Source organism: [Clostridium] fimetarium, assembly GCF_900111235.1.
In the GTDB taxonomy this organism is placed as follows: domain Bacteria; phylum Bacillota; class Clostridia; order Lachnospirales; family Lachnospiraceae; genus Clostridium_N; species Clostridium_N fimetarium.
Genome location: NZ_FOJI01000016.1, coordinates 31453 through 44424 on the forward strand (window position 1 = coordinate 31453; position 12972 = coordinate 44424).

Sequence of the window (12972 nt, forward strand, 5' to 3'; positions counted from 1 at the left end):
CTCTTACTAAACCATTACTCTTGCCAAGGCAAATCTGAACTTTCAATTGTTTTATCTCGAAGCATAAGTTCATTAACGGCTTCTGATGCTTTCTTGTGATTAAAAAGTATTTCATTAACCTGTTCTACAATTGGCATACTTATATTGTATTTGTGAGCCAATGATGCAGCTGCTTTTGCAGAATATACGCCTTCAACAACCATTTGCACTTCTTTCATTGCTTCATCAGGAGTATAGCCTTTGCCAATCAAAATTCCGGCTCTTCTATTTCTGCTATGCATACTTTCACAAGTGACAATTAAATCGCCAATTCCAGAAAGCCCTGAAAATGTCTGAAGTTTACCACCCATTGCAAGTCCTAGTCTAGCAATTTCGGCAATCCCTCTTGTGATAAGTGCAGCCTTTGTATTATCTCCATAACCAAGTCCATCAGCCATACCAGCAGCAAGAGCAATTACATTTTTCAAAGCAGCACCTATACATATTCCTAAAATATCAGGACTTGTATATACTCTAAATACTTCACTCATGAAAATATTCTGAATGAATTCAGCATCAGCCTTCTTGTGTGCACCGACAACACATGTTGTTGGAATCCCTCTTCCAACTTCTTCTGCATGACTAGGCCCTGATAATACTGCAACATTTGCTTGAGGAATCTCTTGCTCAATAACCTGGCATAAAGTTAATAAAGATGACTCTTCAATTCCTTTTCCCACATTAACTATTATTTGCCCTTGTTTCACAAAAGGAGCTATCATTTTAGCGGTACTCCTTGTATAAGGTGATGCAACTGCTAGTATCATCATATCATTATGAATGATTGTGCTTTCCAAATCACTTGTAAATGTAATTTCATTAGGGATTTTAACACCAGGGAGACATTTTTTGTGTTCTCTTTCAAGATTTAACATCGTGATTTCATCTTTCAGTACGGACCAAACGGTAACCTTATGACCATTTTTGGTAAGTAATAAAGATAATGCTATTCCCCAGCTTCCTGCTCCAATAATACTAATCTCTGCCATTTAAAACCTCTATTCATAAATTTATTTGGTTTGTTTACTTTATATTTCAGTCTTTTTTTGTCCTATTTTTCGTTCGGTTCCATTTAATAAACGCTTGATATTAGCAATATGCCTTATATATGCAAGCAACGTAATTGCAAAGACAATAGCATAAGCTTCATAAAGCGCATTCGTTGAAAGACCAAAATAATCCAATTGACCAAAAATAATTATCTCAATCAAAAAACTAGTCACAAATATAAGTGAACCCATAGAAACATATTTTGTAATTAAAGAACCAAGTGTAAATGTTAAGAATCCGAATACTGGGAAAACCCAATTATAAGGTAAAAGTGATAAAGCTACTCCAGAGGTTGCGGCAATACCCTTTCCACCTTTGAACTTTAAATAGAAAGGGAAGTTATGACCAAGAACAACTCCTAAACCTCCATAAATCACAAGCAAAAATTCTATGTCAGAATTCCCTTTTCCAAAGAGCAAATGAATAATAACTGCGGAGACTACTGATTTTAAAGTATCTCCAATATAAGTTATTATACCTGCTTTCTTTCCAAGGGTTCTTGTAATATTTGTGGTTCCTGCATTTCCACTTCCGTGCTGTCTGATATCTATATGGTTCAGTTTTCCATACAAATAACCAGTCTGAAATAGCCCCATAACATAACCAATAATTATGCAAATAATACGTTCCATATTATTTTATTGCTCCTTTTCTTTTCGTTCTCTAATCAGCATTTTCACAGATGTTCCTCTAAATCCAAATGCTTCTCTGATTTTATTCTCAATATATCTTGTATAAGAAAAATGCATTAAATCCTTACTATTTACAAATATAACAAATGTTGGTGGCTTAACAGCAACTTGAGTAATGTAGTAAAGCTTAAGTCTTCTACCTTTATCAGAAGGAGGCTGTTGCATAGCTGTTGCATCTATCATAATTTCATTTAAAACGCCAGTTGCAATTCTAAGTGTTCGATTCTCTATAATTGTATCAATGATTTCAAACAACTTTGGTAGTCGTTGACCGGTAACGGCAGAAACAAATATTAATTCAGCATATGCCATATAAGCAAGTGTTTCGCGAATTAATCTTGTATATTCATAGATTGTTTTGTCAGTCTTTTCAATGGCATCCCATTTGTTAATGGCAATAATAACACCTTTTCCACATTCATGTGCAATACCTGCTATTTTGGCATCCTGCTCAGTAATGCCATCAATTGCATCAATAACTACAATAACAACATCTGCGCGCTCTACGGCAGCTACAGTACGAATGATGCTATAACGTTCAAGGTCTTCTTTGACTTTGCTTTTACGTCTGATACCTGCGGTATCAATAAATACATATTCTTTTCCATCATGTGTAATCGTTGTATCAATAGCATCACGCGTAGTCCCTGCAATATCTGATACAATAACTCTGTTTTCACCAAGTAACTTGTTGACAATTGAAGATTTTCCTACATTCGGTTTTCCGACAATCGCTACTCTTGGTCGTTCATCTTCTTCGTCATCAACTGGAAGATCATAAAAGTGCTTGGTAACTTCATCAAGTAGTTCGCCTAGCCCTAATTTTGCAGTTGAAGAAATAGGAATTGGTTCACCTATTCCTAAATTATAGAATTCAAATACGTCAGACATCATGAGATCAAAATTATCTACTTTATTAACAGCAAGTATTACTGGTTTCTTAGAACGTCTAAGCATATCAGCAACTTTGCCATCTGAATCAACGAGACCTTGTCTAACATCTACCATAAAAATTATAACATCAGCAGTTTCCATAGCAATTTCAGCTTGCTCTCTCATTTGTGTAAGAATTATATCATTACTATCTGGTTCAATACCACCAGTATCAATTAATGTAAATGTCTTGTCCAGCCATGTAACTTCAGCATATATTCTATCTCTTGTAACACCTGGGGTGTCTTTGACAATTGAAATTTGTTGGCCAGCCAACATATTAAATAACGTTGATTTTCCAACATTAGGTCTTCCGACAACAGCAACTATTGGTTTACTCATTTTTTTATTTCTCCTTCATACCGCAATCAAATACGGTGTACTTACTCAGGTTTACGCAAATAACCTACTATATAATACCAACAAAATTGCATTTTGTAAAGAATTATGCTATATTCATAAATAATAATTTGAAAACTATGGAGGATTTGTCGTGAAATTTAACAATATTTTGAAACGTCTATTTTGTTCCCTGTTAGCTGCTACATTTGTCATTGGCGGGGCGTGTGCGACTTATGCCGCCGCAAGAACATACTCATTTTCTGATTTAGACATAGAAATTGAAGTACCTAGTGAATTAGCCGTATTCACTAGAAATGTAACTTCGGCTGATAAAAGTTTAGAACTCATTCAAACTACTTCCGATGAACTTTTGGTTATGTTCCAAGAATATGGAATATATTTGGAAGCGTTTCCTACGGATGTTTCATATGAACTTGTTGTAAGCGGGAAGGCTGTTTCTGAAGATATTAAAGATCTCAATACGTTGAGCGATGCCGAACTAAAACAAGGTTTACAAACATATAGGGAAAAATGTGAATCAGTTACAACCGATGAGATTATAGATATTAAAACTTACAAAAATAATACTACTATATTTTATCAGGCGGATTTTAAAACAGTAACGGAAAATGTAACTGTATATGTCCAAAAATATTATACCGTAATGCAAGGAAAAGAATTAAATTTCACAGTTCAATCAAAGGATGTTGCAGTAACAGATGTTCAAGCCAGTCAGTTAAAGGCAGTTGTTGATAGTACAGTCTATAAACAGATTAATCCATCTATTTTTGAATCTCCAATCTTTACAGAATTATCAGGGTATCTATTGGGGCTATTATTGACCGTTGGTGTATTGGGTGGAATCATCCTATTAGTGATAAAAAGTAGCAATAAGAAGAAATAATAAGTTTGTTATTCTTTTATTTCCAAAAAGCCGCACAATCCTCCACGCTGACCTTTACTTGCTCTATGTGAATAAAGCAAATCCGGGTTGCAGCAGGTACATATATCTGTAAGAAATATATTTTCCAGTTTTAATCCTGCATCTAACAAATTATATTTATTTGCCTGATGCAGATTAAGCTGGAATTTTTTGTTTGATTTAGAAATTAATATATGACTCATCTGCTTTTTTGAATAAGCGTTAGAAAATTCATCAGCAACATCTTGGCTTACCTCATAGCAGTCTATGCATATGCTTGGACCAATAAATGCAATTATATCTTGTGGATTGCTATCATACGCTTGTGTCATCATTTTTACAGTTTCAATTCCAATTTTACCAACTGTTCCTCTCCAACCCGCATGGGAAAGTCCAATACATTTTTTCTTAGTATCTATAAAATACAACGGTACACAATCAGCATAGGAGGTTACTAAGCACACACCTGGCTCATTTGTAATCAATCCATCAATATCAGAAAAATCACGATCTCGCACCACTCCCATTCCACATTCGTTTTTGCCAACTTTTAAGACATTAGTTGTATGCGTTTGCATTGCATATACCATATTTTGAGGAGTTGTACCAATTGCATCTGCAATTAACTCAAAATTTTTGGAAACACAATTTTTATCATCACCTCTTGCAAAACTAAGATTCATAGAGGAAAATATTCCTTTACTTGTGCCACCTAGTCTGGTAGAAAAACCATAGTTTATAAAATCAATGCCTTCAAAGCATTTGAATTTTATGTAAGGAACTTTATTTAATGTATGTTCAGAATTAATGTTCATAAGTTCTGTGGTTCTATTCGTCTCGGTATTACTATTACTATTTGTATTGTCTATATTAGTATCTATATTTATATTCTTACAATTTATATATTTAATATTCATTTAAAAGGCATCCTTTATTAATGTTATTGTAATTCCTAAAATTCCGACTGCATCAAATCTGCAGGGTGTATTTTCGCCAAGATTATGACATAATAAATAGTAAGAGGCGGTCTTTCTGATTGTATTTTGTTTCTTACTGTTAATTGCATCAAATGGATCTCCCATAAAAGACGTTTTGCGATATTTCACTTCTATAAAAACAAAATATTCTTCATCCTTAGCGATTATATCAATTTCCCCAATTCTACATCTATAATTTGTCTCAAGAATTTCATATCCGATATTTTTGAGATAATTGATTGCTGCCTGTTCCCATATTGCACCTATCACTCTTTTATTTAGTGCCATTTATATTACCTAGCTTTCCCTTGATATTATCCATGTCATCAATAAAAACAAGGATTTCAGCTACGACAGCATACAATTCAGGAGGTATCATATCACCAATTTCTAGCTTTGATAAAGTGTTCGCTAATTTATCATCTTTATATACGGGGATATGTACTTCTTCCGCTTTTTCAATAATCTTATCGGCCAGAAGTCCTCGTCCACTTGCAATTATTTTGGGGGCATGTTCGCCAGGCTCATATTTAAGAGCGACAGAAACTTTGGAAAGGTCTACTTTTTTATTATCATCATTCATGTCTACTCCCTTCTATTATGCTTTTGTATCAAATATAAATTGACTTGGAATGAAAGCACTTTTACTTTGATCTAGAAAGTCCTGGACAAAATCGATACCAAGTTTATCATCTTCTCTAACGGTCATTTCAAAATTGACATTGTATCCTAGTGACTCTAATTTACTGTTCAATTGGTCGATATGCGAATATACAAAATCTAGCATATTTTCACTCTCTAAACAAAAATTAGTGGAAATATTTTTACCTGCTAATTTAATAAATACATCTAGTGGACCTAAGTTTTCCATATCCAAATGAAGTAACGCACTTAATGTATCTGTTTTATCAGAAGACTTTTTCTTATTTGTAAAGACATAGAGCTCACTTTCCGCATCGCCTGCCGAAAATTTAATTGGCAATTGAAAGTATGACATGTTTTTATTTAAATCATTCATAAAATCTATATTGTTTTTTAATCCATCAAGGCTCTTTGAAAAAGAAGATTCTTTATCGCTTTGACTTGCAACATCAGATAAATGGCTTACATCCTCACGGACTCTTTTGTAAAATTCTTTGATACCATCAGAATTTTTCACATTCTCTGGTGTTATTCGCATCTTATCTCTTACAATCATTCTTATGATTTCCGAGAATTCTTTTGATTGAAATAATTTATCAAGTCCATCTTTATTTAGCATTGGATTGTCTTTAACAAGTTGGTTGATATTCTCCAGCAAGGATTTTGCAGATAGATTACCGCTTTTCAAATCTTCCACTACACCAAAACTAGCTTCTTTTCCAAACGTTTCAATCATATTTTGAGCAAGATCTTTTCTGGACTGTGTACTTATAAATTTATTGATGGATTCAGCATTATTTTCGGAATTTCCCGCCATATTATTACCTTGTTCGGAAAGTAAAGCCTTATTAATATCAACGGTATTCATGCTATTGTTTGCATTGCCATTGTTTATATTGCTGTCATTTATATTACTGTTAGTATTCATATTACTATTATTGGCACTTGAAGTATTTGTATTATATAAAATATCAATTAACTTCTGAGATAAATTTACAGCGTCATTTATGCCATTTTTATTCAAAGAGGACGATAAGAAATCACCAAAACTTTTGCTTAATGTATTCATATCATTAGAAATACTATGTTCATAACTTTTGTACGCTTCAAATTGCTTGATATTTTCTTCTGTAATTGGTATATCGAGCTTGCTGAGGCTTACAATGGTATCAATGTTTGCACTTGAAAACTTATTGATTTCTTTTGATAAATTATTAAGCGTATTTGTATCTATAGACATATTTTGCATTAAAAGTTGTTTTACTAACTGTACATTATTTTCACTAAAGGGAAGATTTGAAGCCTCAAGAGCGCGATTAACAATTACAAGTTCTTGTTGGTCAAGCATTAAGGGTTTAATTGATATTTTATTATTGGAATTGTTATTAATCATAAATGTAATATTTTGCCCTACACTTAGATTGGAACTTCCTAGAAGTGTTGCTGGAAAACTCATACCATTATTTAATTGAAGAATGATATCGTTGCCTTTTATATTTGTAATATGGCCTGAAAATGTATCACCCACAAGCATGTTTTTTAAGACAGCAAGAGCAGTAGCTGCTGTTGCGCCTGATATTGTTACTGTATTATTATTTACGTTAATATTGCCCGAAGTATTACTGGTCGCCGCATTACTATTTGTCGTATTGCTGGTTACAGTATTACTCTTTGCATTATTATCATTCGTCGTATTACTTGTAAAATTCCCAATATTTAAGTTCATAAATCATCACTCTTTTACAAAATTTTTGATAAATGATCGTCTATGTATCGGACAAGGTCCAAATTCTTTTAAGGCTTGGATATGTGCAGCGGTTCCATATCCTTTGTGCTTTTCAAAACCATATTCAGGAAAAATATCAGCGTATTCAATCATCATACGATCCCTTGTTACTTTTGCAATTATACTTGCTGCTCCTATGGTTAAACTTTTTGCATCACCTTTTATGATTGGAACTTGTACAATATCAATACGTGGTATAGTTACTGCATCATTTAATAATATATCGGGTGTTATGGTTAATTTCTGAATAGCTTCTCTCATTGCTTCATAAGTTGCCTGCAAAATATTGATTTCATCAATTCTGGCAGGTGAAATAATTCCAACACCTACACTTATCGCTTCTTGCATTATGATATCATATAATTCACTTCGCTTCTTTTCACTCAGCTTTTTTGAATCATTGACGTAAAGGATTCTGCATCCCTTCGGAAGTATAACTGCGCCTGCAACAACCGGACCAGATAAAGGACCTCGTCCAGCTTCATCTATGCCACATATAAATTCACAATAATCATATTCATTTTCATATACTCTAAGCGCTTCAATTCGTTCAATCTCTATTTGCATTTTTAATGCTTTTTTTTCTTCTGTCATAAAATTTATATAACCTCTGTTAACTCAGGCATTTCTAGAGTTACTTTGCCGATTTTTCCGCTTCTAAAGTCATCAATAAGTATATATGCAGCTTTTTGGTAATCTAATTCATTGCCTTTTTTTAAACAAGAACGACTTTTAGCAACGCCGCCTAGTACTTCAAAAGGTTCTTTTGCAACATCTATGTCATATCTTCTATTTAATAAAGCGGGGTATTTATCTTGTAAAAATTTAATTAACTCAATTGCAAGATCTTCAATATTAAGTACTTGATCATTCATTGAACCAATTAGTGCAAGACGCATTCCTACGATTTGATTATCAAATCTAGGCCATAAAATTCCAGGAGTATCTAGTAATTCAACCGTTTTGTTGAGTCTAATCCATTGCTTTCCTTTTGTAACACCGGGTTTGTTCCCAGTTTTTGTACAAGCTTTGCCTACTAATGAGTTAATAAATGTTGATTTTCCAACGTTGGGAATTCCAACAACCATAGCTCTAATAGGTCTGACTAAAATGCCTTTTCGCCTGTCTCTTTCAATCTTTTCTTTACAAGCTTCAGCGATAACACCAGTGATTGACTTTACGCCTGCACCACTTTTGGCATTGATTTTTAACACATAAAAGCCTTTTTGCTTGAAATATTCTGCCCATAATTCATTTCCTTTATCTGAAGCCAAATCTGATTTGTTTAAAAGAATTATTCTAGATTTGTTTTTTCCTAATTCATCGATATCTGGATTCCTACTACTAAGAGGAACGCGAGCATCAACTAATTCGATAATAAGATCAATAACCTTTATATTTTCTTCCATCATTCTCTTTGCTTTGGTCATGTGACCAGGGTACCATTGAAAATTCATTATATGCTCCTATCTGTTACGCGAATGCAATTCGCATTATTTTGTGGCACTATCTTATAAACTTAAAGTGATTAAATGGTATGATAACAAGCCATGGTGCGCCAATAATATCTTCCATTTTTACCGTACCTATATTTGCGAAACGACTATCTTCACTATTGTTTCTATTATCCCCTAATACAAAATACTCACCTTTATCCAACGTGATTGGATTAGAAGCAAGCCCCGCGGTCATGATTTTATCCTTAATAATATCATTTTCTAAGACATTTCCATTAATATAAACGCTACCATTCATTATCTGAACTACTTCACCCGGAAGCGCAATCACTCTCTTAATGTATGTCTTTGAAGATGTAATATTAGGTTGATTAAATGCGATTATATCAAATCTTTTAGGTGAAGAAAATGCAAATCTCATCTTATCAATTAAAAGAGTATCTCCATGTGTTAATGAAGTATTCATTGAATTTCCGGAAATTGTCACTTTATCACATGTATAAGTAATCAAAATAAATGCGACGCAAATCACCGTTATTACGTCAACAATAAATTTTGCAGCTATTTGAAGTTTAACATTTTCTCTATATCTTTTTTGATAATTTGCCATAAGAAACCCCTTTAATATAAAAATTAAAAATAATTTTAAAAAAGAGACAGATACATAAGTACTTGTCCCTTTTTAATTAGCTAATTATATAATTGCCAATCAATTATTTATCTTACTAATTCTTTAACTTTAGCTTTCTTACCTGTTCTGAATCTCAAGTAATTAAGTTTCGCTCTTCTAACTTTACCCATTCTAATAACTTCAACTTTTTCAACGATAGGGGAATGTAAAGGCCATGTTTTATCAACGCCAACACCGTTAGAACTTTTTCTTACTGTAAATGTTGCTCTAACTCCGGTACCTTGTTTCTTGAGAACAGTACCCTCAAAAATCTGAGTTCTTTCGCGAGTTCCTTCTTTAATCTTAGCATATACTTTAACTGTATCACCAACATTAAACTGTGGAACCTCTGCCTTTAATTGTGCATCTTCGATGCTTTTAATAATACTACTATTACTCATGTGTGACCTCCTTGATATTTTGGATGTTCATAATACTCATGTAACAGAGGACCATCTCTTTCTCACAACAATTAAGTTTATCATATATGATATTTGTTTGCAAGTTATTTCTTACAAATCCAATAATCCTTTTAAGATATGAACTTTAATGATTCCTTGTTCTAAATCCTTATTTAAAATACACTGTGGAATAGAGGGAAGCAAAATTTCTTTGTTATCTTTATTTGTTACAACGTATACATCATTTGCACCAGTTTGGAAAATATCAGTCAATGTTCCAAGTTCTACATCTTCGTCAGTGATAACCTTTAGACCGATTAAATCACATATGAAGTATTCACCTTCTTTTAATTTAACGGCATTTTCTCTTGTAACCAACAAATCTTTTTTTAAGAAACGCTGAACATCGTCAATATGATCGTATCCTTTGAATTTTAAAATGGCAAATTTTTTGAAAAATTTTACGCCTTCAATCTCTAAGTCAATCTGTTCTCTTTTTAAATCTAATATAACATTTTTCAAATTTTTAAATCTATTTAGATCATCAGTTGTTGGGAATACGTTGACTTCACCTTTAAGACCATGTGTAGACGCAATCACTCCTACTCTCAATAAGTTTTCCATAATTATTTTAAACCAAGCCTTTCTAATTTGATATAAAATAAGAGTACTGAACATAATCAGCACCCTTGTTTTATACGAATAATGTGTATGTTCTAGTTTTAGTTAGACAATTTCAACTATAACCTTTTTGTCGGTTTTAGATGCTGCCGCTGTTACAACAGCGCGAATTGACTTTGCAATACGTCCCTGCTTTCCAATTACTTTTCCCATATCGGAAGAAGCAACTCTGAGTTCAACTACGACTGACTTGTCTTTTTCGGTTTCTGTTACAACAACTTCATCAGGATTATCAACTAGTGCTTTAGCAATAATTTCAACTAATTCTTTCATAACTGATACCTCCACTAGTATTATTTTTGAATACCTGCAAGTTTGAAGAGTCTGCTAACAACTTCTGTAGGTTGTGCGCCATTACCTAACCATTTTTTTGCTAATTCTTCATTAACAATGATTTTGCTTGGTTCGTAATTAGGATCATAAGTACCGATCTCTTCGATAAATCTACCGTTTCTTGGTGCTCTTGAATCTGCAACTATTATTCTATAGAATGGAGACTTTTTCTCACCTAATCTTTTCAATCTAATTTTAACTGCCACTTTAATTCACCTCCTAGATTATTTTTGTTATTTATGTTAAAAAGGAAGCTTAAACTTACCTTTTTTGCCACCACTCATCATTCCAGGCATCTGTTTCATCATCTTCTTCATCTGCTCAAACTGCTTAACGACTTTGTTGACTTCACTAATGTCAACACCTGCACCTCTTGCAATACGATTCTTTCTTGAAGGATTTAAAAGCTCTGGTTTGCTTCTTTCTTTAAAAGACATAGACAAAATAATTGCTTCTGTCCGCTTTAGGCTGTCATCTGCATTATCTGGTATAGCAACATTCTTCATCTGATTTCCCATACCAAGTCCTGGAAGCATACTCATGATTGAACCCATACCGCCCATGTTTTTGATCTGACTCATGTATTCAAGATAATCAGTAAAATCAAATTCAGCCTTCTTTAGGCGCTTTTCCATCTCTATTGCTTTGTCGGCATCCATCTGGGACTCCGCTTTTTCAATAAGAGAAAGTATATCTCCCATACCAAGAATTCTTGAAGCCATTCGTTCTGGATAAAACTGTTCTAGATCTGTAAGCTTTTCACCCATACCAACATATAAAATAGGCTTTCCTGTTACTGCTCTAATTGATAAAGCAGCACCACCACGCGTATCACCATCTAACTTCGTAAGAATAACGCCATCAATAGAAATTTTTTCATTAAATGTTGATGCAACATTAACTGCATCTTGCCCTGTCATTGAATCTACAACAAAAATCGTCTGATCAACATGAACTGCCTCTTTGATTTCTTGTAACTCTGCCATCATATCTTCATCTACATGAAGTCGTCCGGCTGTATCTAAAATAACAACATTATAGTTATTACTTTTTGCATGTTCAATGGATGCTTTTGCAATATCAACTGGTTTGATATTGGTTCCCATAGAAAAAACTGGAACTCCTTGTTTATCACCATTAATCTGTAACTGTTCAATTGCAGCTGGTCTGTAAATATCACAGGCAACAAGCAACGGTTTCTTTCCTTTTGTTTTAAACTTACCAGCTAACTTTGCTGTTGTAGTGGTTTTACCAGCACCTTGAAGTCCAGCCATTAAAATAACTGTAATCTCGTTGCCCGGTTTTAAAGCAATTTCAGTTGTTTCTGAGCCCATTAACGTAACCATCTCTTCGTTAACAATCTTAATTACCATCTGACCAGGTGTAAGACTTTGCATAACATCTAATCCAATAGCGCGCTCTTCTACTGCTTTTATAAATTGCTTCACTACCTTAAAGTTAACATCTGCTTCGAGAAGTGCTAATTTTACTTCCTTTAAAGCAGCTTTGACATCAGCCTCAGTTAATCTGCCTCTGCCTCGTAAGTTCTTAAATATATTTTGTAATTTATCTGACAAACTATCAAATGCCATATACAAGGAACCTCCGATTTTTAAAAATTCTTAACTATATGATTGGAAATTTCTTGAATCTCCTCTATACATTGAATGTCTTTTGACTGTAAGTAATCTTTTGTTAATTGGTTTATTTTATTAACCATGTCTTTCGTTTCAATAAATTTTTCAACTAAATGAAGTTTTTCTTCATAGTCTTTCAAAATCTTATTGCAACGCTTCACCAAATCGTGAACACCTTGACGACTAATACCATTTTCTTCAGCTATCTCACTTAAAGAATAATCATTCAAAATAACGTCTTCATAGATACTCTTCTGATGTTCAGTTAATAATTTACCATAGAAATCATATAATAATGTTTGCTCTACAATCTTTTCCATTCGAATCACCTTAGTTATAGTACTATAGATAGAAAAAGCTGTCAAGTGTTTTTTCTTGACAGGATTTTTCTATATTATTTAAAAGATCAA

At 33.2% G+C, this 12972-nt stretch carries 17 protein-coding genes; 1 reads left to right on the plus strand and 16 read right to left on the minus strand.

What is annotated here, in order from left to right:
- Positions 1–14 precede the first annotated feature (14 nt).
- Genes BMY18_RS16930 through der form a run of 3 tightly spaced genes read right to left on the minus strand, consistent with a single transcriptional unit; the run spans position 15 to position 3056 of the window.
- Complete coding sequence (locus BMY18_RS16930) at positions 15–1028, minus strand: NAD(P)H-dependent glycerol-3-phosphate dehydrogenase (RefSeq protein WP_092456397.1); 1014 nt, start codon at positions 1026–1028, stop codon at positions 15–17.
- A 39-nt stretch (positions 1029–1067) separates the two neighbouring features.
- The gene (gene plsY, locus BMY18_RS16935; RefSeq protein ID WP_092456400.1) at positions 1068–1721 is read right to left on the minus strand and encodes a glycerol-3-phosphate 1-O-acyltransferase PlsY; all 654 of its coding nucleotides are present in this window, start codon (positions 1719–1721) and stop codon (positions 1068–1070) included.
- A 6-nt stretch (positions 1722–1727) separates the two neighbouring features.
- Positions 1728–3056 carry a ribosome biogenesis GTPase Der gene (der, locus tag BMY18_RS16940; RefSeq protein ID WP_092456403.1) on the minus strand — a complete coding sequence of 443 codons (1329 nt, stop codon included), beginning with the start codon at positions 3054–3056 and terminating at the stop codon, positions 1728–1730.
- Positions 3057–3207: 151 nt separating this feature from the next.
- Here der and BMY18_RS16945 point away from each other — a divergent pair, with 151 nt between their 5' ends.
- Positions 3208–3960 carry a hypothetical protein gene (locus BMY18_RS16945; RefSeq protein ID WP_092456406.1) on the plus strand — a complete coding sequence of 251 codons (753 nt, stop codon included), beginning with the start codon at positions 3208–3210 and terminating at the stop codon, positions 3958–3960.
- Between the two features lie 8 nt (positions 3961–3968).
- Here the strand turns inward: BMY18_RS16945 and pgeF are convergent, their stop codons facing one another.
- The 13 genes from pgeF to ylxM form a co-directional block, all read right to left on the minus strand.
- Entirely contained in the window at positions 3969–4895 is a 927-nt protein-coding gene (gene pgeF / locus BMY18_RS16950) for a peptidoglycan editing factor PgeF (protein WP_242941064.1), read from the minus strand.
- Positions 4896–5243, minus strand: a complete 348-nt coding sequence (locus BMY18_RS16955) for a YraN family protein (protein WP_092456409.1) — start codon at positions 5241–5243, stop codon at positions 4896–4898.
- Positions 5230–5538 (minus strand): EscU/YscU/HrcU family type III secretion system export apparatus switch protein, encoded by a 309-nt coding sequence (locus BMY18_RS16960; protein WP_092456412.1) that lies wholly within the window; start codon positions 5536–5538, stop codon positions 5230–5232. The genes BMY18_RS16955 and BMY18_RS16960 overlap by 14 nt, the downstream gene beginning before the upstream one ends.
- Positions 5539–5553: 15 nt before the next feature.
- Positions 5554–7323, minus strand: coding sequence for a flagellar hook-length control protein FliK (gene fliK / locus BMY18_RS16965; RefSeq protein ID WP_092456415.1), 1770 nt, complete (start codon positions 7321–7323; stop codon positions 5554–5556).
- A 6-nt stretch (positions 7324–7329) separates the two neighbouring features.
- Entirely contained in the window at positions 7330–7977 is a 648-nt protein-coding gene (locus tag BMY18_RS16970) for a ribonuclease HII (protein WP_092456418.1), read from the minus strand.
- Between the two features lie 5 nt (positions 7978–7982).
- The gene (ylqF, locus tag BMY18_RS16975) at positions 7983–8840 is read right to left on the minus strand and encodes a ribosome biogenesis GTPase YlqF (RefSeq protein ID WP_092456421.1); all 858 of its coding nucleotides are present in this window, start codon (positions 8838–8840) and stop codon (positions 7983–7985) included.
- Between the two features lie 49 nt (positions 8841–8889).
- The gene (gene lepB / locus BMY18_RS16980) at positions 8890–9450 is read right to left on the minus strand and encodes a signal peptidase I (RefSeq protein WP_092456425.1); all 561 of its coding nucleotides are present in this window, start codon (positions 9448–9450) and stop codon (positions 8890–8892) included.
- 107 nt (positions 9451–9557) lie between these two features.
- Positions 9558–9911 carry a 50S ribosomal protein L19 gene (gene rplS / locus BMY18_RS16985; RefSeq protein ID WP_092456428.1) on the minus strand — a complete coding sequence of 118 codons (354 nt, stop codon included), beginning with the start codon at positions 9909–9911 and terminating at the stop codon, positions 9558–9560.
- 111 nt (positions 9912–10022) lie between these two features.
- On the minus strand, positions 10023–10535 hold the full coding sequence (gene rimM / locus BMY18_RS16990; protein ID WP_092456567.1) for a ribosome maturation factor RimM: 513 nt from the start codon (positions 10533–10535) through the stop codon (positions 10023–10025).
- A gap of 102 nt (positions 10536–10637) precedes the next feature.
- On the minus strand, positions 10638–10865 hold the full coding sequence (locus BMY18_RS16995; protein WP_092456431.1) for a KH domain-containing protein: 228 nt from the start codon (positions 10863–10865) through the stop codon (positions 10638–10640).
- Between the two features lie 20 nt (positions 10866–10885).
- Positions 10886–11131 carry a 30S ribosomal protein S16 gene (gene rpsP / locus BMY18_RS17000; protein ID WP_092456435.1) on the minus strand — a complete coding sequence of 82 codons (246 nt, stop codon included), beginning with the start codon at positions 11129–11131 and terminating at the stop codon, positions 10886–10888.
- Positions 11132–11167: 36 nt separating this feature from the next.
- Positions 11168–12517, minus strand: a complete 1350-nt coding sequence (ffh, locus tag BMY18_RS17005; protein WP_092456438.1) for a signal recognition particle protein — start codon at positions 12515–12517, stop codon at positions 11168–11170.
- A gap of 20 nt (positions 12518–12537) precedes the next feature.
- Positions 12538–12882 (minus strand): YlxM family DNA-binding protein, encoded by a 345-nt coding sequence (gene ylxM, locus BMY18_RS17010; RefSeq protein WP_092456441.1) that lies wholly within the window; start codon positions 12880–12882, stop codon positions 12538–12540.
- Positions 12883–12972: the final 90 nt, after the last annotated feature.